The sequence below is a fragment of the Paracoccus methylarcula genome (assembly GCF_003007735.2).
Classification (GTDB): Bacteria; Pseudomonadota; Alphaproteobacteria; order Rhodobacterales; family Rhodobacteraceae; genus Paracoccus; species Paracoccus methylarcula.
This window is the reverse complement of the sequence record NZ_PXNQ02000009.1, coordinates 157,947-182,241: the sequence shown is the minus strand read 5'-3', so window position 1 is coordinate 182,241 and position 24,295 is coordinate 157,947. Positions and strand designations below refer to the sequence as shown.

At 64.8% G+C, this 24,295-nt stretch carries 23 protein-coding genes and 1 pseudogene; 13 read left to right on the top strand and 11 right to left on the bottom strand.

Annotated elements, in window-relative coordinates; all coding sequences use genetic code 11:
- Positions 1-165: 165 nt before the first annotated feature.
- Positions 166-1,197, top strand: coding sequence for a LacI family DNA-binding transcriptional regulator (locus A7A09_RS15205; RefSeq protein ID WP_106692182.1), 1,032 nt, complete (start codon positions 166-168; stop codon positions 1,195-1,197).
- Between the two features lie 81 nt (positions 1,198-1,278).
- Here A7A09_RS15205 and A7A09_RS15200 read toward each other — a convergent pair whose 3' ends face one another.
- From A7A09_RS15200 to cobU, 5 genes are all read right to left on the bottom strand, one after another.
- On the bottom strand, positions 1,279-3,153 hold the full coding sequence (locus A7A09_RS15200; protein WP_106692181.1) for a TRAP transporter large permease: 1,875 nt from the start codon (positions 3,151-3,153) through the stop codon (positions 1,279-1,281).
- Positions 3,150-3,791 (bottom strand): TRAP transporter small permease subunit, encoded by a 642-nt coding sequence (locus A7A09_RS15195; protein ID WP_106692180.1) that lies wholly within the window; start codon positions 3,789-3,791, stop codon positions 3,150-3,152. Before A7A09_RS15195 ends, A7A09_RS15200 begins: the two co-directional genes overlap by 4 nt.
- Before the next feature lie 117 nt (positions 3,792-3,908).
- On the bottom strand, positions 3,909-4,622 hold the full coding sequence (cobS, locus tag A7A09_RS15190; RefSeq protein WP_106692179.1) for an adenosylcobinamide-GDP ribazoletransferase: 714 nt from the start codon (positions 4,620-4,622) through the stop codon (positions 3,909-3,911).
- Positions 4,615-5,568 (bottom strand): nicotinate-nucleotide--dimethylbenzimidazole phosphoribosyltransferase, encoded by a 954-nt coding sequence (gene cobT / locus A7A09_RS15185; protein WP_106692178.1) that lies wholly within the window; start codon positions 5,566-5,568, stop codon positions 4,615-4,617. Before cobT ends, cobS begins: the two co-directional genes overlap by 8 nt.
- Positions 5,555-6,085, bottom strand: a complete 531-nt coding sequence (cobU, locus tag A7A09_RS15180) for a bifunctional adenosylcobinamide kinase/adenosylcobinamide-phosphate guanylyltransferase (protein WP_106692177.1) — start codon at positions 6,083-6,085, stop codon at positions 5,555-5,557. The genes cobT and cobU overlap by 14 nt, the downstream gene beginning before the upstream one ends.
- Positions 6,086-6,209: 124 nt before the next feature.
- Here cobU and A7A09_RS15175 point away from each other — a divergent pair, with 124 nt between their 5' ends.
- The 10 genes and pseudogenes from A7A09_RS15175 (at position 6,210) to A7A09_RS15130 (ending at position 17,003) form a co-directional block, all read left to right on the top strand.
- A complete protein-coding gene (locus A7A09_RS15175; protein WP_106692176.1) occupies positions 6,210-7,814 on the top strand; it encodes a peptide ABC transporter substrate-binding protein in 1,605 nt (534 codons plus the stop codon).
- A gap of 90 nt (positions 7,815-7,904) precedes the next feature.
- Positions 7,905-8,828 carry an oligopeptide ABC transporter permease OppB gene (oppB, locus tag A7A09_RS15170; RefSeq protein WP_106692175.1) on the top strand — a complete coding sequence of 308 codons (924 nt, stop codon included), beginning with the start codon at positions 7,905-7,907 and terminating at the stop codon, positions 8,826-8,828.
- A 24-nt stretch (positions 8,829-8,852) separates the two neighbouring features.
- Positions 8,853-9,758 (top strand): ABC transporter permease subunit, encoded by a 906-nt coding sequence (locus A7A09_RS15165; protein ID WP_170167124.1) that lies wholly within the window; start codon positions 8,853-8,855, stop codon positions 9,756-9,758.
- 1 nt (position 9,759) lies between these two features.
- On the top strand, positions 9,760-10,776 hold the full coding sequence (locus A7A09_RS15160; RefSeq protein ID WP_106692174.1) for an oligopeptide/dipeptide ABC transporter ATP-binding protein: 1,017 nt from the start codon (positions 9,760-9,762) through the stop codon (positions 10,774-10,776).
- A pseudogene (locus A7A09_RS15155) lies at positions 10,773-11,797 on the top strand (oligopeptide/dipeptide ABC transporter ATP-binding protein). Before A7A09_RS15160 ends, A7A09_RS15155 begins: the two are co-directional and overlap by 4 nt.
- A 195-nt stretch (positions 11,798-11,992) precedes the next feature.
- The gene (locus tag A7A09_RS15150; protein WP_106692173.1) at positions 11,993-13,477 is read left to right on the top strand and encodes an inorganic phosphate transporter; all 1,485 of its coding nucleotides are present in this window, start codon (positions 11,993-11,995) and stop codon (positions 13,475-13,477) included.
- Between the two features lie 56 nt (positions 13,478-13,533).
- The gene (locus tag A7A09_RS15145; RefSeq protein WP_106692172.1) at positions 13,534-15,333 is read left to right on the top strand and encodes a DNA polymerase III subunit gamma/tau; all 1,800 of its coding nucleotides are present in this window, start codon (positions 13,534-13,536) and stop codon (positions 15,331-15,333) included.
- A gap of 3 nt (positions 15,334-15,336) precedes the next feature.
- Complete coding sequence (locus tag A7A09_RS15140) at positions 15,337-15,681, top strand: YbaB/EbfC family nucleoid-associated protein (RefSeq protein ID WP_106692171.1); 345 nt, start codon at positions 15,337-15,339, stop codon at positions 15,679-15,681.
- A 4-nt stretch (positions 15,682-15,685) separates the two neighbouring features.
- A complete protein-coding gene (gene recR / locus A7A09_RS15135; RefSeq protein WP_106692170.1) occupies positions 15,686-16,285 on the top strand; it encodes a recombination mediator RecR in 600 nt (199 codons plus the stop codon).
- Between the two features lie 130 nt (positions 16,286-16,415).
- A complete protein-coding gene (locus tag A7A09_RS15130) occupies positions 16,416-17,003 on the top strand; it encodes a LysE family translocator (RefSeq protein WP_245999382.1) in 588 nt (195 codons plus the stop codon).
- Positions 17,004-17,149: 146 nt separating this feature from the next.
- On the opposite strand, the gene A7A09_RS15125 is transcribed toward A7A09_RS15130, so the two are convergent.
- A complete protein-coding gene (locus A7A09_RS15125) occupies positions 17,150-17,602 on the bottom strand; it encodes an Hsp20 family protein (protein ID WP_106692168.1) in 453 nt (150 codons plus the stop codon).
- Positions 17,603-17,849: 247 nt separating this feature from the next.
- Between A7A09_RS15125 and A7A09_RS15120 the strand changes: the two genes are divergently transcribed.
- Positions 17,850-18,611 (top strand): DUF599 domain-containing protein, encoded by a 762-nt coding sequence (locus A7A09_RS15120; RefSeq protein WP_106692222.1) that lies wholly within the window; start codon positions 17,850-17,852, stop codon positions 18,609-18,611.
- Here the strand turns inward: A7A09_RS15120 and A7A09_RS15115 are convergent.
- Together A7A09_RS15115 and A7A09_RS15110 are read right to left on the bottom strand one after the other, a co-directional pair.
- The gene (locus A7A09_RS15115) at positions 18,532-19,716 is read right to left on the bottom strand and encodes an MFS transporter (RefSeq protein WP_106692221.1); all 1,185 of its coding nucleotides are present in this window, start codon (positions 19,714-19,716) and stop codon (positions 18,532-18,534) included. The genes A7A09_RS15120 and A7A09_RS15115 overlap by 80 nt on opposite strands.
- A gap of 106 nt (positions 19,717-19,822) precedes the next feature.
- Positions 19,823-20,221 (bottom strand): hypothetical protein, encoded by a 399-nt coding sequence (locus A7A09_RS15110; RefSeq protein ID WP_106692167.1) that lies wholly within the window; start codon positions 20,219-20,221, stop codon positions 19,823-19,825.
- 55 nt (positions 20,222-20,276) lie between these two features.
- On the opposite strand from A7A09_RS15110, the gene A7A09_RS15105 reads away from it, so the two are divergent.
- Positions 20,277-21,050, top strand: a complete 774-nt coding sequence (locus tag A7A09_RS15105) for an alpha/beta fold hydrolase (RefSeq protein WP_106692166.1) — start codon at positions 20,277-20,279, stop codon at positions 21,048-21,050.
- A gap of 343 nt (positions 21,051-21,393) precedes the next feature.
- On the opposite strand, the gene zapA is transcribed toward A7A09_RS15105, so the two are convergent.
- From zapA to A7A09_RS15090, 3 genes are all read right to left on the bottom strand, one after another.
- On the bottom strand, positions 21,394-21,756 hold the full coding sequence (gene zapA / locus A7A09_RS15100) for a cell division protein ZapA (protein ID WP_076525730.1): 363 nt from the start codon (positions 21,754-21,756) through the stop codon (positions 21,394-21,396).
- Positions 21,757-22,377 (bottom strand): hypothetical protein, encoded by a 621-nt coding sequence (locus A7A09_RS15095; RefSeq protein WP_211341143.1) that lies wholly within the window; start codon positions 22,375-22,377, stop codon positions 21,757-21,759.
- Between the two features lie 106 nt (positions 22,378-22,483).
- Positions 22,484-24,262: a BCCT family transporter gene (locus A7A09_RS15090; protein WP_106692165.1), complete on the bottom strand. Its 1,779-nt coding sequence runs from the start codon at positions 24,260-24,262 to the stop codon at positions 22,484-22,486.
- Positions 24,263-24,295 lie beyond the last annotated feature (33 nt).

The following is a 24,295-nucleotide window of genomic DNA, read 5'->3' as shown; positions in this document are numbered from 1 at the left end:
GCGGATGGCCAATGGAGACCCCGCTCCCCCTCCCGCCGTCCTCCAGGCAGCGCCACCGATTGAGCATGCATGCTCAATCGATGTAGCATCGTTGCAGATAGCACCCTTTCCTGTCAAGATGAAGTATCCGGCAGGTCTTGGGCCGCCATCTCAGATCGGGGAAACATGGCCGAGAGTGACGGAAATTCCGCAAAGCGACCAACGATTTACGACCTGGCAGAGATTGCGGGCACCAGCCCGAGCGCGGTCAGTTCAATCCTGAACGGAACCTGGAAAAAGCGCCGAATCAGTGAAAAGCTGGCCGAACGCGTCTCGCGCATCGCGGCCGAGCAGGGATACGCGGTGAACCTGCAAGCCAGCCTGCTGCGGCGCGAGAGATCCCGCATCATCGGCATGATCGTTCCGAAATACGACAACCGCTATTTCGGCGCCATTGCCGAGCAGTTCGAGATCATGGCCCGCGCCCGGGGATTGTTTCCGGTCATAACCTGCACGCAACGCGACCCGGATCTGGAATTCGAGGCCGCGCGCGAATTGATCTCCTACCAGGCCGAATGCCTCATCGTCACCGGCGCCACCGATCCCGACCGGATCGGCGAATTCTGCGCGGCGGCGGGCGTGCGCGCCATCAACCTCGATCTTCCCGGCAGCAACGCGCCGTCGATCGTGTCAGACAATTTCACCGGTGCACGCGATCTGACGGCGCTGATCCTGTCCCGGATGGAACGCGATTTCGGCGAGATCCGACCCCTCTGGTTCATCGGCGGACGCAGCAAGGATCACAACACGGCCGAAAGGTTGCGCGGTTTCAGGGCAGCGCATCGGCAAATCGGGCTGTCCGTCCTGCCGGATCAGATCATCATGCCCGGATACTCGCCGCACAAGGCCATCGCCGCGATGGCGACGAAAACGCTTGCCGATCGCTCCGGCCTGTTCGTGAATTCGACGATTACACTGGAAGGCGTGATCCACTGGCTGAACGAACAGCGGCACGGGTCCGGTGATATCCGCTTGGGCTGTTTCGATTGGGATCCCTTCGCCGCCCTTCTTCCCCAGAATGTCGGCATGACCGAGCAGAATGTCCCGGCCATGCTGGAAACCACCTTCGAACTGGTCGAAACGCCGCCGACGGGCAATGTCAGGATCGAGATCCCCTGCATCCTGCGCGAGATCTCCCCCGCTGCCATCACCCGCTAAGCCGGCGCTTGCGGCCTTTCCCGCCATTCTGCGGAAACGACGCCGGCAGGGCGCAAGCCGAGGCCGAATCGCCCCTGCCGCTCAGTTCCCGCCAAGACCCGGCGGCGGCCCGTCAAGGCCAAGCCCGCCTGCCGGTTCACCTGTTTCCTCTGCCGGTGCCCCGCCCTCCTCTGGCGAGTCGGCTCCGCCCTGCGGCGCGCCGAAATTCGGCACGCCGCCAAGGCCACCCAGTTCTCCCAGGCCACCCGATGACGGTGCCGCATCCCCGCCGCCCGATTGTCCGAAGGGCGAGCCGCCCAGGCCACCGAGTTGACCGAAGCCGCCTTCGCCGCCGGAATTGAACCCGCCCGAGGGAATCTCGATCCGGATATTCGAGGTATCAACCGGTGCCCCTTTGTAATGCATCACCAGTTGTGGAAAGCTGATCACCACCGCGATCATCACGATCTGGATGCACACGAAAGGCACGGCCCCCCAATAGATCTGGCTGGTCTTGACCGGCGCAATGGTCTGCCCCGTCACCCGGTCGGCATAGGGCTCCCGCGGTGCGACCGAACGCAGGTAGAACAGCGCGAATCCGAAAGGCGGATGCATGAAGCTGGTCTGCATGTTCACGCCCAGGATCACCCCGAACCAGATCAGGTCGATGCCGAGGCTTTCGGCGGCAGGCGCCAGAAGCGGCACGATGATGAAGGCCAGCTCGAAGAAGTCGAGAAAGAAGGCCAGGAAGAAGACCAGCAGCGATACGGCGATCAGGAAACCGTATTCGCCGCCGGGCAGCGAGGTCAGCAGATGCTCGACCCAGAGATGGCCGTTGACGCCGTAGAAGGTCAGCGAAAAAATCCGTGCACCGATCAGGATGAACATCACGAAGGCCGAAAGCCGCGTCGTCGCCGCAAGCGCCTGGCTGATGACGCCCAGGTTCAGCCGCCGTTTGCCCGCCGCAAGGACCAGCGCGCCGACCGCGCCCATCGCACCACCCTCGGTCGGGGTGGCGACGCCGAGAAAGATCGTGCCCAGCACCAGGAAGATCAGCGCAAGCGGAGGGATCAGCACGATGATGACCTGCTGGGCCAGATGCGACATCACCCCGATTTTCAGCACCCTGTCCAGCACCGCGGCAAGATAGACCGCGATCACCGCCAATGCGGCGGCCAGGATATCGGCATCATTCCCATGCGCCGGGTGCAGCCATGTCCAGGCCAGGTAGAAGACCCCGACACCCGCCGCCAGCGCGACGATCAGCGACGCGATCCCCGATCCGAGCGTCCGCGCCTCTTTCGGCAGCGCAGGCAACGCGTTCGGGCGGATGATCGACATGACGAAGACATAGCCCAGATAGATGCCGGTCAGCACCAGCCCGGGGATCAGCGCGCCCTTGTACATGTCTCCGACCGAGCGCCCCAACTGGTCGGCCAGCACGATCAGCACCAGGCTGGGCGGGATGATCTGCGCCAATGTTCCCGAGGCCGCGATTGCCCCCGTGGCGATCCGTCGGTCATAGCCATAGCGCAGCATGATCGGCAGCGAGATCAGCCCCATCGCGATCACCGAGGCTGCCACGACGCCAGTGGTCGCGGCCAGCAACGCACCGACGATCACCACCGCATAGGCAAGCCCGCCCCGCACCGGGCCGAAAAGCTGGCCGATCGTGTCCAGCAGGTCCTCGGCCATGCCGGATTTCTCCAGCACGATGCCCATGAAGGTGAAGAACGGCACCGCGAGCAATGTCTCGTTCGACACCACCCCGTTGAAGAACCTGTCGGGGATCGCCCGCAACAATGGCCAGTCGAGATGGATCGTGCCAGCCGAAAGCGGCGCCAACTCGACCCCGACGACGAAGAACAGCAGCCCGTTCGCGGCCAGCGCGAAGGCGACCGGATAGCCGAGAAGCAGGAAGACGATCAGCGAGAGGAACATGATCGGCGCCATGTTCTGCGCGATGAGTTCCATCATTTGCGTGTCTCCCCGCCCCGGTTGTCTTTCCCGTCATCGTCCTCGCGATCCGGCGCGGCGAACCCGGCCTGCGCCAGCAGCTCGGGATCGACCTCCAGCGGCACGTGATGGCCGGAGGGCGCGTGCTGGTCCTCGATCAATCCGCGCATGATGGCGATCTTCTTGACGATTTCGGATATGCCCTGGAACAGCAGCAGCACGAAACCGGTGAAGAGCACGGCCTTGGCGGGCCACAGCATCAACCCGCCGGCATTCATCGACATCTCGCCCGAGCGGATGCTGCGCAGCAGCCATGGCCACATCAGCCAGAGCGACAGGATCACCATCGGCAGCAGGAAGAAGAGATGCCCGATCAGGTCGATCCAGTGCTGGGTCCGCCGCGAACGGCCGCCATAGAGGATGTCGATGCGGATATGCTCGTTCTCCAGCAGCGTATAGGCCGCCGCCAGCAGGAACGCCCCGCCATAGAGATACCATTGCAATTCAAGCCAGGCATTGGATGAGATGCTGAAAAGCTTGCGGATCACCGCGTTCGTCGCGCTGACGAAAATTGCCAGCAGGATCAACCAGGACGCGCTGCGCCCGATCACGCTGTTCACGCGGTCTATGCCACGCGACAAGGCCAGAAGGCCGCCCATGATTCCCTCCCTCGGAAACATCCCCACATCTGCGGGGCCGCCGCTTTACCGGCGTTTTTGAACTGTGCGGGGGTATGCGCGAAGCTCTCGCGGGGGTCAAGAAAATCCCGGGAACCGCTAGATCACCAGCGCGAAAGCGGCGAGCATTGCCGTCTCGGTCAGGATCGAGGCCGTGCCCAGCACATCGCCGGTATGTCCTCCAAGCCATCTCCGCGCCAGCCAGATCGTGAAGCCCATGGCCGCCAGCCCCGCGATCAACGCGATGAAGGCACCCTCTCCGGCCCAGAGCAGGCACAGGATCGCGATCAGCGAGGCCAATCCCAGGTTGCGCGGTCCGGGCCTGCCCGCCGCATGTCCCAGCCCGTCCATCCGGGCGGGCGGCATGGCCCCCAGGGTCAGCACGGTTGCCGTGCGGCCGCAGGCGGTGGCGGCGATCAGATGCCACGGCCCCAGCACGCTGATGGCCGTCACGCGGATCAGGCTGGTCAGGATCAGGGCAATCACCCCGAAACTGCCGATCGCCGAATCGCGCATGATCCGCAAGCGGTCCTCCCTGTTGCGCCCGCCCGCGGCATCGGTGAAATCGGCCAGGGCATCCTCGTGCAGCGCGCCGGTGAACCAGACCGCCAGCGCAACCGACAGGGCGGCATGCAGCAAGGCCGGTCCGGGCAGCAGGAATGGCAGCGATGCCACCGCGCCCACCACCGCACCGGCCAGCGGAAAGGCCCAGCAGCTTGCCGCCAGCGGCAATATGCGCGGCGGCAGCAGCCGCTCCAGCGGCAGGCGCGTCAGGAACACAAGCGCCAGCACGAATTGATGCCATCTAGCCAATTCCGGCCTCCGCGAATGTCGCCATGCCGTTATGACACTCGACCGCGGCACGCAGCAAGAGCAGCGCCACCGCCGCGCCGGAACCCTCTCCCAAGCGCATGTCGAGCGACAGGACCGGCCTGATCTTCAGCGCATCAACAAGGCGGCGATGCCCCGGCTCGGCGCTTTCGTGACCGATCAGGCAATGGCTCAGCACCTGCGGATCGTCGCGGGTCAGGACCGAGGCCGCCGCCGTGCAGATGAATCCGTCCAGGATCACCGGCAACCCCAGTTCCCGCGCCCGCAGCACGGCACCACAGATCGCCGCCTGCTCACGCCCACCGAAGGCCGCCAGGGTCTCGCGCGCCGTGACGGGCCGGTGCCGGGCAAGCCCCGCCTCGACGGCCTGCAATTTCCGGGACAGGATATCCCCTTCGGCGCCGGTGCCCGGCCCGACCCAATCCTGCGCCACGCCCCCGAAAATCGAGGCCGCCAGCGCCGCCGCAACGGTGGAATTGCCGATCCCCATCTCGCCCAGCAGCAGGATATCGGCATTCGCATCGACCGCGTGCGCACCCTGGGCCATGGCATCCTCGACCTCGGCGGCATCCATCGCCGGGGCTTGCGTGAAATCGCGCGTCGGACGGTCGAGTTCCAGGGGCAGGACGGACAGCCCGGCCCCCGCCACCCGGCAAAGCTGGTTGATCGCGGCGCCGCCAGCGCGGAAGTTCCGAACCATCAATTCGGTCACCTCGGCGGGAAACGGGTTCACGCCCTGCGCGACAATGCCGTGATTGCCCGCGAAAACGATGGCCTGCGCCCGGTCCAGCCGAGGCCGTTCACGCCCCTGCCACCCGGCCAGGAACACCGCAAGCTCCTCCAACCGGCCAAGGGAACCCGGCGGCTTGGTCAGGCTGTCCTGCCGGTCACGCGCGGCTTGCGCCGCCAGTTCATCATATGAGCGCATCTATATCCTCCCGCGCGGGTTTCAGCCGCAAGGGCTGGCCGCTGACCGACATCCAGACCTCGTCCGCGATCCCGGCCACCGCCTGGTTCATCCAGCCATGGTGATCGCGAAAACGACGTGCCATGGCGTTGTCCGGCACAATCCCAAGCCCCAGTTCATTACTCACCAACACGACAGGCGAGCATTGCTGACGCAAGGTAAGGATCAGCGCCTCGATATCGGCGGACTCACCACAATTGGCCAGCCACAGGGTCAGGCAATCGACCAGCCGAACGCCTCGGCCATCGCTGTCCCGCAAGGCGCGGTCCAATGCGACAGGCTCCTCGATTGTAGTCCAACTTTTCCCGCGACGATTTTGATGTTGAAAGATTCTTTCTTCCATCTCACCATCCCGCGCTTCCGCCGTCGCGATATAGATCCAAGGCGGATCATGGCGCGCGACCAGCCGCTCGGCCAAGCCCGACTTGCCCGACCGCGCCCCGCCGGTGACCAGCGTGATATGGCCCTGTCCCGTCATTTCGGCCTCTCTTCCGCAGTTTGGTTAATAGAAAAGCAACAATTCAACTTTACGCCATCCACCGTTGATTTACCTTCATCCCATTCCGGTGCAAAGGCATCGACATTCAACAAGGAGGAACGCTATGACAAAGCTGTTCACGACGACCGCGCTTGTGGCCGCGCTGGCCCTGCCCACCTATGCCGCCCAACCCGCAGAGGGCGAGAAACTGGCCGAGGACCAGTCACTCAGCTTCTGGATCCTCGACGCGATCAAGTCCGCCGATCCGCAACTGACATCCTCGCGGACCGATTCGGACATGATCCGGCAGCTTTTCGAAGGGCTGATGAACGAGGACGAGACCGGCGCCATGATCCCCGGCGTCGCCGAAAGCCACGAGATCAGCGAGGACGGGCTGACCTATACCTTCCATCTGCGTGATGCGAAATGGTCGAATGGCGATCCGGTCACCGCGGGCGATTTCGTCTATGCGTGGCAGCGCGCCGTGAATCCCGAGACAGCCTCGGAATATGCATGGTTCATGGAATTGATGAACATCGTCAACGCGACCGCGATCGTGAATGGCGAGAAAGCCCCCGAGGAACTGGGCGCGAAGGCCGTCGATGACAAGACGCTGGAAGTCACGCTGACCAAGCCGACTCCGTATTTCCTCAAGACATTGTCGCATTCCACGACCTACCCCACCCCGCAAAAGGTGATCGAAGAGCATGGCGAAGCCTGGACCCGGGCCGGCAACATGGTCGGCAACGGCGCCTATGTGCTGAAAAGCCACGATCTCGGCGTCGAGGCCGTGCTGGTCAAGAACGACCAATACTGGGATGCCGAAAACACCATCATCGACGAGGTGAAATTCGTCACCGTCAACGACCAGAACACCGGCCTGACCCGGACGCTCGCGGGCGAGATCGACTGGATGAACCAGCTTCCCGCCGGGCAGTTCCCGCGCCTGAAGGAAGAACATGGTGATTCGGTCGTGGCGCCGCCATGGGCCTGCTCTTACGCCTATATCTTCAACCTGTCGGACAAGGGACCCGAAGAGCTGAAGGACCTGCGGGTGCGCCAGGCGCTATCCTATGCGGTCGATCGCGACATCATCGTGGACAAGATCCTGCAGGGCGGCCAGGAACCGGCCTATTTCTGGACCCATTGGGCAATCGAGGGCTTCGAGGCCCCGGAAATCGAGATGGCAGGCTGGACACAGCAGGAACGGCTGGAAAAGGCCAAGGCCCTGCTGGCCGAAGCGGGCTACGGCCCCGACAACCCGCTGGAGCTGACGATCCAGTACAATACCTCGGAAGATCACAAGAAGCTGGCCATCGCGGTTCAGCAGTTCTGGAAGGCCATCGGCGTGAACGTGACGCTGAACAATTACGAATGGAAGGTCCATATCGACCGCCTGAACAACCAGGATTTCGAGGTCGCCCGCTATGCATGGTGCGGCGATTACAACGAGGCTTCCACCTTCCTCGATTACTTCCGCACCGACGGTTACAATCAGGGCAAATGGTCCAACGCGGAATATGACAAGCTGCTTGCCGAGGCCGCGACCTCGGAAAATCCGGCCGAGCTTTACAAGCAGGCCGAGCAGATCCTGATCGGCGACATGGCCCTGGCCCCCGCCTATCACTATTCGCAGCCGCAATATATCGAGCCGAGCCTGCGCGGCGCGCCGCTCGATAACGTGATGATGAGTTGGTACGCCAAGGACATGTATCGCGTGGCCGAGTGATCCCTCTTGGGAAAACCAGCCGAGAGGGGTTCCATCTCCTCCCGGTTTTGGTCATATAGACTGACCTAAATCCGCAGGGAGGCTGCGCCGATGTTCGCGTATATCATGCGACGGCTGGCGGTGGCGATACCGACGCTACTGCTGCTGATCGTGATTTCCTTTGTTCTGATGCACCTGGCCCCAGGCGGTCCGTTCTCGCACGAGCGGGAACTTCCGGCGCGCGTGCTGGCCAATCTGAATGCCAAATACGGGCTGGACGAACCGCTCTGGCGCCAGATCGTCAACTATGTCTACGGGATCGTCGTCCATTTCGATTTCGGTCCCAGCTTCGTCTATCCCGACCGCACGGTGAACGAATTGCTTGCCGATGGGTTCCCGGTAACGCTGACCTATGGCTCGCTGGCCTTCCTGGCCGCCGTTCTGGTCGGGGTAAGCCTGGGGGTAGCCGCCGCGATCCGTCACAATAGCTGGCTGGACTACCTTGCCGTCGGCATCTCGATCGGAGCGCAGGTCCTGCCGAATTTCGTCATGGCGCCGATCCTCGTGCTGATCTTCACGCTATGGTATCGCATCCTGCCCGGCGGCGGCTGGAGTTTCAGCGATCCCAGCTTCTGGATCATGCCGGTGGTCGCGCTGGCGACCAGCTACATGGCCTCGATCGCGCGGATCACCCGCTCCTCCATGCTGGAGGTGCTGGGCAGCAACCATATCCGCACCGCCCGCGCCAAGGGCATGCCCGAGCATCGCGTCATCCTGCGCCACGCGCTGAAACCGGCAATGCTGCCGGTCATCAGCTACCTGGGCCCGGTCTTCGTGTCGATGATCACCGGCTCTGTGGTGATCGACCTCTATTTCTCGACCGGCGGCATCGGCAAGGCCTTCGTCGAAAGCGCGCTGAACCGCGATTACGCGGTGATGATGGGCGTGACGATCCTGATCGGGTCGCTGACCATCCTGTTCAACCTCGTCGTCGATATCCTCTATGCGTGGATCGACCCGAAAATCCGGTACTGAGTCATGGTGATCGAGCAAGAAAAGATGCAACGCCTCGCCACCCGCATGGTCGAGCAAGAGGTCAAGGGCCGCAGCCCATGGGCCGATGCCCGCAAGCGCTTCCTGCGCAACAAGGCGGCGATGGCGGGGCTGGTGATCCTGGTCCTCGTGGCGCTGTTCGCGCTGTTCGGCGACATGCTGGCGGTCTGGTCGAACGAGGAACTGGATTTCTCGGTCATGGGACAGGTCGCCACGATGGGTGCGCCCTCGCTGGAAAACGGCCATTACTTCGGCACCGACGACCTGGGCCGCGACCTGTTCTCGCGCACCGTGCAGGGCACGCAGATCTCGCTGATGGTGGGCATTGTCGGCGCCGGTATCGCGGTGATCGTCGGCACGCTTTACGGCGCGACGGCGGGCTATGTCGGGGGCCGCACCGACCAGTTCATGATGCGCGCGGTCGATATCCTGATGTCGGTGCCCTACATGTTCGTGCTGATCCTGCTCCTGGTCATGTTCGGCCGCTCGATCGCCATGCTGTTTCTAGGGATAGGCCTGATCTCCTGGCTGGAAATGTCGCGGATCGTGCGCGGCCAGACGCTGAGCCTGAAGAACCGCGAATTCATCGAGGCCGCCCGCGCCACCGGTGTCTCGACCTGGAAGATCATCATCCGCCATATCGTCCCGAACCTGCTCGGCGTGGTCGCCGTCTATGCCACGCTTCTGGTGCCGCTGATGATCCTGACCGAAAGCTTCATCAGCTTCCTCGGTCTCGGCGTGCAGGAACCGCTGACCTCATGGGGCGCGCTGATCTCGGAAGGCGCGGGCACGATGAGTTACGGCACGCTGTGGCAACTGGCCTTCCCGCTGTTCTTCTTCGTCATCACCCTTTTCGGCTTCTTCTTCGTGGGCGACGGCCTGCGCGATGCCCTCGACCCGAAGGAGCGCTGAGATGGCACTGCTCGACATCAACGATCTCAGCGTCAGCTTCCGCACCAATGACGGCATGGTGCAGGCGGTCAATAACGTGAGCCTGTCGGTGGACCAGGGCGAAACGCTCGGCGTGGTCGGCGAATCCGGCAGCGGCAAATCGCAGCTTTCCTTTGCCATCATGGGGCTTCTGGCCCGCAACGGACAGGCGACCGGCTCGGTCCGTTTCGACGGGCAGGAGATCCTGAACGCGCCGCCGAAAATCCTCAACCGGATCCGGGCCGAGAAGATCGCGATGATCTTCCAGGACCCGATGACCTCGCTCAATCCCTATATGCGGGTCGCCGACCAGATGGCCGAGGTGCTGACCCTGCACAAGGGCATGTCCCGCCGCCAGGCCGTGACCGAGGCGGTGCGGATGCTGGATGCCGTGAAAATTCCCGACGCGAAGGGGCGGGTCCGCCTTTATCCGCATGAATTCTCGGGCGGGATGCGGCAGCGGGTGATGATCGCCATGGCGCTGCTCTGCCGCCCCAGCCTGCTGATCGCGGACGAGCCCACCACGGCGCTGGACGTGACGGTGCAGGCCCAGATCATGACCCTGCTGGCCGAGCTGCGGCGCGAATTCGGCATGGCGATGATCCTGATCACCCATGACCTGGGCGTGGTCGCGGGCTCTTGCGAGCGGGTCGCCGTCATGTATGGCGGCCGCATCCGCGAAACGGGGCCGGTCGGGCCGCTTTTCGCAGCGCCCGCCCATCCCTATACGCAGGGTCTGCTGGGCGCGATCCCGAGGATCGATCACGAGGGCGACGAGTTGTCGGTCATTCCCGGCTCGCCCCCCAACATGACGCACCCGCCCGCCGGCTGCGCCTTTGAGCCCCGCTGCCTTTATCGCCGTGAAGATTGCGCCTGCCAGCGCCCCGCGCTGGAGGAATTCGCCCACGCCCGCGCCCGCGCCTGTTTCGCGCCGCTGGACGATGTGCTGCAGCGGCGCCCGCCCCAAGCCCAGACCACGACGCAAGGTGGACAGCCATGACCAGACCCCTGCTCGATGTGCGCGACCTGCGCGTGACCTTTCATATCCGGCGCGAGGGCGACCTGCCCTGGACCCCGCCCCGCGAATTGCACGCGGTGGGCGGCGTGGATTTCAGCCTCGCTCCCGGCGAAACCCTTGGCGTGGTGGGCGAATCCGGCTGCGGGAAATCGACGCTGGCCCGCGCCCTGATCGGCCTCGTCCCGGCCGAGGGACAGGCCGAATGGATCGATGGCAAGGACCTGATCGGGCTGTCGCCCCGGCAGATGATGAAATACCGCAACGATATCCAGATGGTCTTCCAGGACCCGCTGGCCTCGCTCAACCCGCGCATGACCGTGGGCCAGATCATCGCCGAACCGCTGACCACCCATCACCCCGGCCTGAAACGCGCGAGGTGAAGGAACGGGTCAAGGCGATGATGGAAAAGGTCGGGCTGCTGCCCAACCAGATCAACCGCTATCCGCATGAATTCAGCGGCGGCCAGTGCCAGCGCATCGGCATCGCCCGCGCCCTGATCGTCGAGCCGAAGCTGATCATCTGCGACGAGCCGGTCAGCGCGCTGGATGTCTCGATCCAGGCGCAGGTCATCAACCTGCTGATCCGGCTGCAGCGGGAACTGGGGCTCGCGCTGATCTTCATCGCCCATGACCTGTCGGTGGTGAAACATATCAGCGACCGGGTGATGGTGCTGTATCTGGGCCGGGTGATGGAGATCGCCTCTTCCGACGAACTCTATGCCGCGCCCCAGCATCCCTATACGCAGGCGCTGCTATCGGCGGTGCCGGTGCCCGATCCCGCGCATGACATGGCCGGATCGGTGGTGCCGCTGGCCGGCGACCTGCCCTCGCCGCTCGCCCCGCCCTCGGGCTGTGTCTTCCGCACCCGCTGCCCGCGCGCCACCGAAAGATGCGCGGCAGAGGCGCCGGTGCTGCTGGGTGCGGATCACCAGACCGCCTGCCATTTCCCCGGCCCGCTGACCGAAGCGGAAATCGCCTTCGCACGCAGGACCGAGGCCGCGTAACAGGCCGGAACCGCATCCCGGCCCGATCTTGCCCGGTCCGACCCAAAGCCCTCCCGCATTTCTTCTTTGTCCAAATACCTCGCGGGGGGCTCCGGGGGGCGCGAAGCCCCCCGGCAATCGCGGGACGCAACTCATCGGCGCTTGATCTGCAGGCGAATCCCGCCTAGGCAACCCCTGCCGAAACATGGGGGCCACATGTCCGACAAGGATTTCGAAGCGCGCCATCTCGAGACGCTCGACCGCGATCTCGGCAGGTTCTCGAATCTAGAACGGGCCGCGGCCTATACCGGACGCCCGCTGGTCGGCCCCGGCATCGCGCTGGTCTTCATCGTACTGGTGGGACTGGCCGCTTCCCTGTTCCTGGGGCAGGGCAACAACGCGCTGATCGTCACCGTGGCAGCCGGGTTCGGTGCCTATATGGCGCTGAATATCGGCGCCAATGACGTGGCCAACAACATGGGACCGGCGGTGGGCGCCAACGCGCTGACCATGGGCGGCGCCATCGCCATCGCGGCGATCTTCGAGAGCGCCGGCGCGCTGATCGCCGGGGGCGACGTCGTCTCGACCATTTCCAAGGGAATCATCGCGCCTGCCGGCCTGGCCGACAGCACGGTGTTCATCTGGGCGATGATGGCGGCACTCCTGTCCTCGGCGCTCTGGGTCAATCTGGCGACCTGGATCGGCGCGCCGGTCTCGACCACCCATTCGGTCGTCGGCGGTGTCATGGGCGCGGGCATCGCGGCTGCAGGGCTTGGCGCGGTCAGTTGGGGCACGATGGGCGCCATCGCCGCAAGCTGGGTGATCTCGCCCGCGCTTGGCGGTCTCTGCGCCGCCGGGTTCCTGTGGTTCATCAAGGCCCGGATCATCTATCGCGACGACAAGATCGCCGCCGCCCGGGTCTGGGTGCCGGTGCTGGTGGGGATCATGGCAGGTGCCTTTGCCGCCTATCTCGCGCTCAAGGGGCTCAAGCACCTGATCTCGGTCACACTGGGGCTGGCCCTGCTGATCGGGCTGGTGCTCGGCGTGGCGACATGGCTGACGATGATCCCGGTCATCCGCCGCCAGTCGCGCGGACTGGAAAACCGCAACAAGTCGCTCAAGGTCCTGTTCGGCATCCCGCTGGTCGTCTCGGCCGCGCTGCTCAGCTTTGCCCATGGCGCGAATGATGTCGCCAACGCGGTCGGCCCGCTGGCCGCGATCGTCGCCGCTTCGCAGACCGGCAGTTTCACCGAGGCCGTGAGCATCCCCTTCTGGGTGATGCTGATCGGTGCCTTCGGGATCTCGTTCGGGCTGTTCCTCTTCGGGCCGAAGCTGATCCGCATGGTCGGCAGCCAGATCACCAAGCTGAACCCGATGCGCGCCTATTGCGTGGCCCTGTCGGCAGCGATCACGGTCATCGTCGCAAGCTGGCTTGGCCTGCCGGTCAGTTCCACCCATATCGCGGTCGGCGCGGTCTTCGGCGTCGGCTTCTTCCGCGAATGGGATTCCGAGCGCCGCTTGCGCCGCGCCCATATCGCCATCCCCGACAGCCCCCGCGTCGGCCCCGAGGAACGCCGCCGCCGCAAGCTGGTGCGCCGCTCGCATGTGCTGACCATCGTGGCCGCATGGATCGTCACCGTTCCCGCCGCCGCGATCCTGTCGGCTGTGCTCTTTACCGGCATCCGCATCCTGGCGATGTAACCCCGGTTGCCGCCGCCCGACCCCAAGGCTAGAGTGGCGCGACCGCCGAGGTGAGGATGAGCGAAGACAAACCCGCATATCAGGTGCTGGCCCGCAAATACCGGCCCGAGACATTCGCCGATCTTGTCGGGCAGGATGCGATGGTGCGCACGCTGAAGAACGCCTTCGCCGCCGACCGCATCGCGCAGGCCTTCATCATGACCGGCATCCGCGGCACCGGCAAGACCACCACCGCCCGGATCATCTCCAAGGGCATGAACTGCGTCGGCCCCGACGGCCAGGGCGGCCCCACGACCGAGCCTTGCGGACAATGCGAGCATTGCGTGGCGATCAGCGAAGGTCGCCATGTCGATGTGCTGGAAATGGACGCGGCCTCGCGCACCGGCGTCGGCGATATCCGCGAGATCATCGAATCGGTGCATTACCGGGCGGCCTCGGCCCGCTACAAGATCTATATCATCGACGAGGTCCACATGCTCTCGACCAGCGCCTTCAACGCGCTGCTCAAGACGCTTGAGGAACCGCCTCCGCATGTGAAATTCATCTTCGCCACGACCGAGATCCGCAAGGTTCCCGTCACCGTCCTGTCGCGCTGCCAGCGTTTTGATTTGCGCCGGATCGAGCCCGAGGTGATGATCGCGCTCCTGCGCCGGATCGCCACAGCGGAAAACGCGCAGATCACCGACGAGGCACTGGCCCTGATCACCCGCGCCGCCGAAGGCTCGGCCCGCGACGCGACCAGCCTGCTGGATCAGGCGATCAGCCATGGCGCCGGGGAAACCGGGGCCGAGCAGGTCCGGGCGATGCTGGGCCTGGCCGATCGGGGCCGCGTCATCGACCTGTTCGAGATGATCCTGCGCGGCGACGCCGCCAGCGCCCTGACCGAGCTGCAATCGCAATATGCCGATGGCGCCGACCCGATGGCGGTGCTGCGCGACCTGGCCGAGATCACGCATTGGATCTCGGTCGTCAAGATCACGCCCGAGGCGATGGAAGACCCCACCATCTCGCCCGATGAACGCACCCGCGGGCAGGATCTGGCCGGACGTCTGCCGATGCGGGTGCTGACCCGGATGTGGCAGATGCTGCTCAAGGCGCTGGAAGAGGTCTCTGCCGCGCCCAACGCGATGATGGCCGCCGAGATGGCGATCATCCGCCTGACCCATGTCGCCGACCTGCCCGACCCCGAGGCGCTGATCCGCAAGGTCCAGCAGGCGCAGGCGGCGGGCGATTTCACGCGCGGACCTGCCGCGCCAGCCGCCCCGAACGGGCAGGCCCCGCGTGCCACCCGCCCCGCGCCACCGGTCGCGATGCAATCCGGCACCGTGCAACCCTCGGGCGCGGCCACGGCGCTGGCCGTCTCGCCCGACGCTTTCGCGGCCTATCCCGATTTCGCCTCGGTCATGGAACTGATCCGGCGCATGGGCGACATGCTTCTGCTCGTGCAGGTCGAGCGTCATGTCGCGCTGGTCCGCTACAGCCCCGGCCGGATCGAGTTCGAACCCCGCGCCAACCCGCCTGCCGACCTGGCGCAGCGGCTGGCCGAACGGCTGCGCGGCTGGTGCGGCGGGCAGCGTTGGGTGGTGACCGTCTCGAATGGCGGCGGTGGTCCCACCATCGCCGAGACCCGCGAGGCCGACATGAAGGCCGCGCGCGAACGGGCCCTGCAACTGCCCATCGTGCAGCAGGTGCTGGCCGCCTTTCCGGGGGCAGAACTGAAAAACGTCTCCCGGATCGCACCGGAACCGCTACAGACCGACGAGATCGCCGCCGAGGGCGCGGCGAACCCGCATGACATGACACAGGGACCCGTTGCCGAAGTCGAGGAATGGGATCCGTTCGAGGATGAGGATTAGGGAATGTTCAAGGGATTGGGCGGCATTGGCGACATGTCCAAGATGATGAAGGCCGCCAAGGACATGCAGGACCGCATGCAGCAGATGCAGGCGGATATGGACAAGATCACCGTCACCGGCGAATCCGGCGCCGGGCTGGTCAAGGCCACCGCCACCGCCAAGGGCGAGCTGACATCGCTGGACATCGACCCGTCGATCTTCCAGCCAAGCGAGAAAGAGGTGGTCGAGGACCTGATCCTCGCCGCGATCAAGGACGCGCAGCGCAAGGCGCAGGACAAGATGCAGTCCGAGATGTCCCGCATCACCCAGGAACTCGGCCTGCCCGCCGACATGAAACTGCCGTTCTGACGCAATGGCCGAGGGCAGCGACGACATCCAGGCGCTGATCGCCCTGATGGCAAGGCTGCCCGGCCTCGGCCCCCGCTCGGCCCGGCGCATCGTGCTGCAGCTGATCCGCAAGCGCAACGGCCAGATGACCCAGCTTGCCCAGCTTCTGGACAATGTCGCCCGGAATTCGCGCGAATGCCTGACCTGCGGCAATATCACCGACCGCGAGCAATGCGCGATCTGCGCCGATCCGGCCCGCGCCAATGGCGAGATCTGCGTGGTCGAGGATGTCGCCGATCTCTGGGCGCTCGAACGCGGCCGGGCCTTTCGCGGCCGCTACCACGTGCTTGGCGGCACGCTTTCGGCGCTGGACGAGATCGGCCCCGAGGATCTGCGCATCCCCGCCCTCATCGACCGCATCGGGAATGAGGGCATTCGCGAGGTCATCCTGGCGCTGAACGCCACCGTGGACGGCCAGACCACCGCCCATTACATCGCCGACGCGCTGGAGGGCAGCGGTGTCTCGATCACCGGTCTTGCCCAAGGCGTGCCCATCGGCGGCGAACTCGACTATCTCGACGACGGCACCATCAGCGCGGCCCTGCGGGCGCGGCGCAGTCTTTAGGATGGGGTGCGGCCGGAAGCGGCCGGACATGCGCGATACGGACAAGCTTGCCATTTGCCGGCGAATGCTTTCCGCTATGCCAGACAGATCAGGAGGCAGATGAATGCCCTTCGAGAACTGGATCGCCTATGTGATCGCCTATGCCGTGATCTCGCTTATTCCCGGCCCAAGCGTATTCATGGTGATCGGGCAATCCCTGTCTCGTGGAACCCGAGCCGCCATTTTCTGCATCCTTGGCGACCTTGCCGGAGGCGTGATCGTCATGATGGCATCCTATCTGGGGCTTGGCCTGATTCTGGCATCATCCAGCATTGCCTTCATGGCGCTGAAATGGGCGGGCGTGGCCTATATGGCGTGGTTGGGCTTCATGCAGATCAAGGCTGCTCACAACCTGCTGGAAGTCAAACCGATTGGTCCTGCCGCTACACGGGGAAGCCTGGGCGCGGGCTTCCTGACCGGCGTTCTCAACCCGAAAGCCATCATGTTCTACATGGCCTTTCTTGCCCAGTTCATCGAACCGAGCGCCCCGCAGCTTCCCCAATTTTTGATCCTCATGGCGACTTCCACGCTGCTCGTCGCGCTTGTGCTTGGTGCTTATGCCTTGTTGGCCGTAAAGGCCAGCGCCCGGCTGCAAAGCCTCACGGCCCGCAAGAGGATGGGTTATGCGGGCGGTTCCTGCCTGCTCGGCGGCAGCGTCCTCATGGCAACAACACGCTAATGCGCTGAGGCCACGAAGCGACCACCCCACACAAAAAGGCGGCCCGAAAGCCGCCCCTTTCTTCTTCATCCAAATATCCCGGGGGAGTGAGGAGCGTCAGCGACGAACGGGGGCAGAGCCCCCGATCACCGCGGAAGACAGCGCGATCAGGCGTCCAGCTTCTCGACCTTCGGGGCAGATTTGGCGATCTCGATCCGGCGCGGCTTCAGCGCCTCGGGGATCTCGCGGACCAGGTCGATATGCAGCATGCCATCGACATGGCTGGCGCCCTCGACGCGGACATGATCGGCCAGGGTGAACTTGCGCTCGAAGGCGCGGGTGGCGATGCCGCGATGCAGGTAGCTGCGGTCCTCGTCCTCCTCGGCCTTCCGGGCCGCGACGATGACGGCACTGTCGCGCAGCTCGACGCTCAGATCGTCGGCGGCGAAACCGGCCACGGCGATCGAGATGCGATAGCTGTCCTCGCCGGTCTTCTCGATATTGTAGGGGGGATAGGTCGGCGCGGCCACGTCAGCGGTCAAAGCGCGGTCCATGACGTCGGCCAGCCGGTCGAAACCCACGGTGGCACGATAAAGCGGGGTCAGGTCGAAATTACGCATCAGTCACATCCTTTCATAAGCGATGCCATGTCATTGCCCCCCGGTCTCCGGGCGGGCGGTTCACCGGCGCCATTCCGGCCGCCGATGCCAAAAATCTGGTAGCGGAATCGCGGCTTTCAAGACCCGGCGGTTGATTTTTCCGACCATCCCCGCATTTCGCCGGATCGCCTCACGGCCTATCGTTCCGATATGCCTTCGGGGCGCGAAACCGGTATCCACCCTTGCTGGAAATGCTATAGAAATGGACATGTTCGCCAATATCCCCTTCGCCACCGAATTGACGCCGCTCGATATGGCGGCCGTCATGCTGCTGTTCCTCGCATGGCTGGGCATCGGCTGGATCACCGAGAACCCGCCGCCCGGCAAACCCTCGGTCTCGGTGCTGATGAAGCGCTATCGCCGCGAATGGATGCAACATTTCGTCACCCGCGACCCGCGCATCTTCGACGGCAATATCCTCGCCAGCCTCCGCGAGGGCACGGCGTTCTTCGCCTCGGCCTGCATGATCGCCATCGGCGGCGCGCTGGCCCTGATCGGCAATACCGACCGGCTTCGCGGCATCGCGCGGGAATTCGAGCTGGAGCATGGCACCGCGCTTCTTTGGGAACTCAAGCTGCTGGTGCCGATGTTCTTCGTCGTCAACGCCTTCCTGAAATTCGTCTGGTCGCACCGGCTGTTCGGTTATTGCGCGATCATGATGGCGGCGGTCCCGAACGAGACCGACCACCCGATGGCCCGCGACCGCGCCAGCCAGGCGGCAGAGTTGAACATCACCGCCGCCCGCAGCTTCAATGCCGGGCTGCGCTCGGTCTATTTCGCGCTCGCGGGGCTGGCATGGCTGGCCGGAGCCTGGGCATTGCTCCTGGCGGCGGTGGTGGTGCTCTTGGTGACATGGCGGCGCGAATTCGCCTCGAACTCGCGCCGGGTCATCATGCGCAGCCTTCCGGCACCGCAACTGCCCGATCCTGCCAGACCGCCAGCGTCAGAACCACCGCCCCCGCAACCGTAAGCCCGATTCCGACAAGGCCCGGCGCCTGCCAGCCCCATCCGGCGGCAAGGGCGGCCCCGGCCAGGAACGGCCCCAGGGCATTGGCGGCGTTGAAGGCGGCATGGTTCATGGCGGCGGCCATGCTCTGCGCAGGGCCCGCCACATCCATCAGCCGGGTCTGAAGCGGAATGACCAGCCCCGCCCCCGCCGCCAGCAGGAAGGAAGACAGCACCATCAGCATCCAGTCGCCCACGACCAACGCCGCGAAACCCTGCGTCACGGCCATGGCCGCAAGGCTGATATAGGCGGCGCGGATCTGGCCCAACCGCTCGGTTATCTGCCCGGCGGCCCATGTGCCAAGCGTGCCGCCCACCCCGAACATCGCGAGTGCCAGCGGGATCGCCCAGCCCGGAGCATTCGTCGTGGCCAGCATCGCCGCCGTCAGGAAGGCATAGACGGCGAACAACCCGCCAAAGCCGATCGCGCTCACCGCCAGAAGCCACAGCACCCTGGGATTGCGCAGCGCCTGCAACTCATCCCAGGGCCGCGCATTCGGATCCGCGCCCACGCGCGGCGCCAGCCGCAGGATCGCCCAGGCCGAGACCAGCGCCAGAACCCCGGGCAGCGCAAAGCCCCAACGCCAGCCGATCCCCTGCCCCAGGGCTCCGGCCAGCGGCACTCCGGCGATATTGGCAACCGTCAGCCCCATGATGATCTGCGCCGCCCCCCTCGCCCGATGCTCGCGCGGCAGGGCATCGGCGGCATAAAGCATCGCCACGCCCAGGAAACCGCCATGCGGCAGCCCCGCCAGGAAACGCATCCCCGTCAGCAAGGCAAAACCCGGCAGCACTGCCGCCAGCAGGTTCATCACCCCGTAAAACGCCATCAGCGCCGCCAGGTAACGTCGCCGCGGCAGCCTCGCCCCAAGGATCGAGGTGAGCGGCGCGCCGATGACCACGCCAAGCGCATAGGCGCTGATGACATGGCCCGCCTGCGGCTCGGTCAGCCCCAGGTCACCGGCGAAATAGGGTAGCAGCCCCATCGCCGCGAATTCCGACGTCCCGATCGCGAAGGCCCCCAACGAGAGGGCCATGATGGCAGGCCGCAGGCCGCGCGAATCACTCATGACGAGTCCTTTCCAGTTCGGTGCCAAGATCATGCTGCGGCGCAGCATAGACAAGGGCCCGAACAGGCAAGGCAGCATTGCGATACACGCAAAGCGCGCGAAAGGCTCAGAGAGCCCCGCGCCTGACCATCACCCAGATCAGCAGCGCCGCCAGCAGCATCAGCCCGAACAGGACCGAGGCCGCGAAATTCAGCGCGCGGTTGCGCCAGCGGCTCATCTCTCCGAGCGGTTGCAGATGCGCGATCAGCGCGCGATGGGCGCGGCTGATGGCGGGCAAATCCAGTTGCCGGGCGATCCTTGGCTGGGCGCCATGCAGATCGGCCTCGGACAGGAGCCTGGCCATCCGCCGCAACTTGCGCGGCAGGGCTCCGCCCCGGCGCCGCAGCATGGCCTGCATGTCCGGGTGCTCGCCCCGGCGGGCTCCACCGAAACGATCGGCCATCAGTCCGGCGACCTCATCGGCCATGTCGCGGACATCTTCGATTGTCTGTGCATCGCGAGTCATGCCCGACTCATAGACGGGATGGCGCAGGCAGGCCAGACATCATAGGATCGCCGCCATGAAGCTGAATCACTCCGTCACCGGGCAGGATCAGGGCCTGCCGATCATGCTGGTCCACGGCCTGTTCGGGCAGGGCCGCAATCTGGGCGCCATCGCCCGGCGCCTCTCCGAACAGCGTCGGGTCATCCTTGTCGACCAACGCAATCACGGCGACAGCCCGCATGATCCCGATCACAGCTATGCCGCCATGGCCGGCGATCTCGCCGAGGTGATCGGGGCATTCGGCGGGCGCGTCGATCTTGCCGGGCATTCCATGGGCGGCAAGGCCGCGATGCACCTGGCGCTGACCCAACCGGAACTGATCCGCAAGCTGGCGGTGATGGATATCGCGCCGGTGGCTTACGCCCATAGCCAGAACCATCTGGTCGACGCGATGGCAGCGATGGATCTGCAAGGCGTGGTCCGGCGCAGCGAGGCAGACCGGCGCCTTTCCGAACATATCCACGATACCGGCCTGCGGGCCTTCCTGCTGCAATCGCTGGACCTGAAATCCGATCCGCCCCGCTGGCGGCTGAACCTGCCGGCGCTGCGCGACTGGATGGACCGCACGACCGGTTGGCCCGAGGGCCTGCCCAAGGGCATATTCGACGGCCCGGCCCTGTTCATGGCCGGTGCCGAATCGGATTACGTGGATGACGCGGGCGAGGCCGCCATCCGCGAATATTTCCCGCAGGCACGGTTATTGCGCATCAAGCATGCCGGGCATTGGATGCATGCCGATGCGCCCGAGGCGGTGGCCGAGACCCTGTCGGCCTTCATGGGTGGTGGGTGACCAATAGCGGTTCGGGTCATGCGGAGATCATTACCCGCAAAATCCTAACAGCGGGTTAATGGCCACGCATTTTCATCCAGCCATACCCGGCACAGGCGAATTTCTCCGGGCCTGACCGCCCCAAAGACAGCATGGCCGCCAACCACGAGCCATTCATCGAATCGACTGCAACATATCACGCTTACCCATTGATCATGAACGATCAATATCGCACCCAGAAAGCCGCTTCTTCTTCATGAAAATATCCCGGGGGAGCGCCCGGAACGGGCGCGGGGGCAGCGCCCCCAGTCATCACCCGGGACAATATCCCACCCCACACCCGATCTTCGGAAAAGAACGTGGCTCAACCGTTCTGCTGATCTTCCAGCCGCTCGGCCAGCGATTCGGCGCGGGCGGCCAGTTCGGCCATCGCCTCCTTCAGGTCCGAGGGAATCACCGGCACCTCGACGCGGGTCGGGTTGGATTGCAGGCGATTGGCAAGCCGCTCGGCCTTCTCGGCCCGCGCCTCCATCGACGCGAAACGATCCGCAAGCATCAGCCCGGCCAGCAGCAGCAGGCGCGGCTCGGGCATCCGGCCCGCCTGTTCGATGATCTGCCGTGCCTCGCCATCCAGGATCTCGGCGGCGCGTTGCAACTGCTTTTCCTCGCCATCCTGGGTTCCAAGGCTGTATTCCTTGTGCCCGATGGTGAATTCGACTTCCGCCATTTACTTCTCCTCCACCCCGGTCTCGTCCTCGGCCACATCATCGTAAACGCCCGAGAACAGCCCCTGCCCGTCCCGGTTTCCCGCCTCGCCGCCGTCCTCGGGCACGCCGGCATCGTCGCCTGCCATCTCGGGCGCGGGCGCGGCAGCATGGTCCGCCTCGGGCAGGAGCCGTTCAAGCTCGATGATGATATCCCCGAGATTCGAGATCTCGGCGGCCCGCGCGGCCCGCAACGCCTCGATCTCGGCCTCCAGCGCCTCGCGGATCGCGGTGACGGAATCGCCATCGGCCTGCGCCGCGACGGTCTCGACCAGCGCCCGGTTCGCAGCCGCCAGATCGTCATTCGCCGCCGCCAGGCGTGCCGCCTGTTCGCCCGCCTCGACCAGACGATCCTCGCCATTTCCAGGGACGGGCTCGGCCAAGGCGCCATCGGCCTTTCTCAATTCGGCGATCTCGGCCTTCAGGCGGGCATTCTCGGTCTGCGCCGCTTCCAGCGCATCCCTCAGGTTCGGCTCGCCCGCAGCATCCGGCGATACCGATCGGGAGCGGCCGGTTTCCAGGATCTGGTCGATGCGATCGAGTGCGGCACTGAGACGGCGTTCACTGGCGGCAATTTCGCTCATCGTGGCGGTCCTTCGGAATCGATATCCCCGGTTTTGGCACCCATGGGACGATAAAACAAGAACGGGCAGGATTTTCCCGCCCGTTCCACTGATTATCTCGGCATACTCAGGCGAGTTCTCGCCGCTCGGCCAATAGCCCCTTGACCGTGGCCCAACTTGCCCCGAGCAGGACCAGCGTAAAGGGCAGCCCGGTCGAGACGGCCATGGCCTGCAACGCGGCCAGGCCGCCGCCCAGCAGCAGGGCGATGGCGACCACGCCCTCGATCGTGCACCAGAAGATCCGCTGCGGCACCGGCGCATTGACCTTGCCGCCCGCCGAGATCGTGTCGATCACCAGCGAACCGGAATCCGACGAGGTCACGAAGAACACGATGACAAGGATGATCCCCACCGTGCTGGTGATCGTGGTCCATGGCAGATGCGTCAGCATTTCGAACAGCTTGAGCTCCAATGCCGCGTTTCCAATCGTCTCGATCCCTTCGGCGGTCATCGAGATCGCGGTGCCGCCAAGCGCGGTCATCCACAGGACCGAGATCAGCATCGGCACGATCAGCACGGCAATCAGGAATTCCCGCACCGTGCGGCCCCGCGAAACGCGGGCGATGAACATGCCGACAAAGGGTGACCAGCTGATCCACCAGGCCCAGTAGAAGGCCGTCCAGCCTTGCCGGAAATTGTCGTCGTCCCGGCCGAACGGGTTCGACAGCGGCACGACCTCTTTCACGTAAGCGCCCAGATTGCCGAAGAAACCGGTGATGATGCTCATCGTCGGCCCGACCGCGATGATGAAGAACAACAACAAGACCGCAAGGCCCATGTTCAGCTCGGACAGGCGCTTGACGCCCTTCTCGACACCCAGGATCACCGACATCAGCGCAACCCCGGTGATCAGGACGATCAGCACCACCTTCGCGGTCGCGTCGGCTTCGAACAGCCCCAGGAAGTTGAAACCGGCCGCCGCCTGCTCTGCCCCGATGCCCAGGGAGGTCGCAAGGCCGAACAGCGTCGCCAGCACGGCCATCACATCGATGACATGCCCCGGCCAGCCCCAGACACGCTCGCCCAGCAGCGGATAGAAGACCGAGCGCAGCGTCAGCGGCAGCCCCTTGTTATAGGCGAACAGCGCCAGCGACAGCGCCACCACCGCATAGATCGCCCAGGGGTGCAGCCCCCAATGGAAGATCGTGGCGGCCATGCCAAGCCGCCTTGCCGCGGCCTCGTCCCCTTCGGCGCCGTTCAGCGGCGCCCAATCGGTCCGCACGCCATCCTCGACGACCGGACCTCCGAATGCCGATTGGAAATGTCCGAGAGGTTCGCTGACCCCGTAGAACATCAGGCCAATGCCCATGCCCGCGGCGAACAGCATCGCGAACCAGCCGATCATCGAGAAATCCGGCGTCGCCTCGGGACCGCCGAGGCGCACCTTGCCCAGGGGCGAAACGATCAGCGCCAGGCAAAGCACCACGAAGATGTTGCCGGCCAGCAGGAAGAACCAGTCGAATGTCGAGGTGACCCAGTTGCGCAGCCCCTCGAACGAGGCCTGGATACCGCTTGGCTGCGGCACGCCATCGATCGGCGGCACCGCCGTCACCACCTGGAGGATGATCGTGATAACGGTAAACAGAACCACGGCGCCCGCCGAAATGGCGAATACCGGATTGTGAATATCGAATGGAATCGGAGCCTTGCCCTCGATGTTGTCCTGACCGACCTCGAATGCGGTTTCGATGATCTCGGTCGGACCTTCCGGCGAGGGCAAGGATTCTTCACTGGCTTCGGGAAGTTCCGGCTCGAAGCGGCCCTTCAGGGCTTCGCGCTCGCGCCACTCATCGCCAGGTCGGCCCTTGTGCCCCTTGCGGGGAGGGTTGGGTGTTTGGTCTGACATGCGTCCCTTTCTCGTTCCGTTTTTCGTTTCGGT

Coding starts and splice junctions, on each gene's coding strand:
- A7A09_RS15205 (WP_106692182.1), top strand. CDS start 166: ATGGCCGAGAGTGACGGAAATTCCGCAAAGCGACCAACGATTTACGAC.
- A7A09_RS15200 (WP_106692181.1), bottom strand. CDS start 3,153: ATGATGGAACTCATCGCGCAGAACATGGCGCCGATCATGTTCCTCTCG.
- A7A09_RS15195 (WP_106692180.1), bottom strand. CDS start 3,791: ATGGGCGGCCTTCTGGCCTTGTCGCGTGGCATAGACCGCGTGAACAGC.
- cobT (WP_106692178.1), bottom strand. CDS start 5,568: ATGCGCTCATATGATGAACTGGCGGCGCAAGCCGCGCGTGACCGGCAG.
- cobU (WP_106692177.1), bottom strand. CDS start 6,085: ATGACGGGACAGGGCCATATCACGCTGGTCACCGGCGGGGCGCGGTCG.
- A7A09_RS15175 (WP_106692176.1), top strand. CDS start 6,210: ATGACAAAGCTGTTCACGACGACCGCGCTTGTGGCCGCGCTGGCCCTG.
- oppB (WP_106692175.1), top strand. CDS start 7,905: ATGTTCGCGTATATCATGCGACGGCTGGCGGTGGCGATACCGACGCTA.
- A7A09_RS15165 (WP_170167124.1), top strand. CDS start 8,853: ATGCAACGCCTCGCCACCCGCATGGTCGAGCAAGAGGTCAAGGGCCGC.
- A7A09_RS15160 (WP_106692174.1), top strand. CDS start 9,760: ATGGCACTGCTCGACATCAACGATCTCAGCGTCAGCTTCCGCACCAAT.
- A7A09_RS15150 (WP_106692173.1), top strand. CDS start 11,993: ATGTCCGACAAGGATTTCGAAGCGCGCCATCTCGAGACGCTCGACCGC.
- A7A09_RS15145 (WP_106692172.1), top strand. CDS start 13,534: ATGAGCGAAGACAAACCCGCATATCAGGTGCTGGCCCGCAAATACCGG.
- A7A09_RS15140 (WP_106692171.1), top strand. CDS start 15,337: ATGTTCAAGGGATTGGGCGGCATTGGCGACATGTCCAAGATGATGAAG.
- recR (WP_106692170.1), top strand. CDS start 15,686: ATGGCCGAGGGCAGCGACGACATCCAGGCGCTGATCGCCCTGATGGCA.
- A7A09_RS15125 (WP_106692168.1), bottom strand. CDS start 17,602: ATGCGTAATTTCGACCTGACCCCGCTTTATCGTGCCACCGTGGGTTTC.
- A7A09_RS15120 (WP_106692222.1), top strand. CDS start 17,850: ATGTTCGCCAATATCCCCTTCGCCACCGAATTGACGCCGCTCGATATG.
- A7A09_RS15115 (WP_106692221.1), bottom strand. CDS start 19,716: ATGAGTGATTCGCGCGGCCTGCGGCCTGCCATCATGGCCCTCTCGTTG.
- A7A09_RS15110 (WP_106692167.1), bottom strand. CDS start 20,221: ATGACTCGCGATGCACAGACAATCGAAGATGTCCGCGACATGGCCGAT.
- A7A09_RS15105 (WP_106692166.1), top strand. CDS start 20,277: ATGAAGCTGAATCACTCCGTCACCGGGCAGGATCAGGGCCTGCCGATC.
- zapA (WP_076525730.1), bottom strand. CDS start 21,756: ATGGCGGAAGTCGAATTCACCATCGGGCACAAGGAATACAGCCTTGGA.
- A7A09_RS15095 (WP_211341143.1), bottom strand. CDS start 22,377: ATGAGCGAAATTGCCGCCAGTGAACGCCGTCTCAGTGCCGCACTCGAT.
- A7A09_RS15090 (WP_106692165.1), bottom strand. CDS start 24,262: ATGTCAGACCAAACACCCAACCCTCCCCGCAAGGGGCACAAGGGCCGA.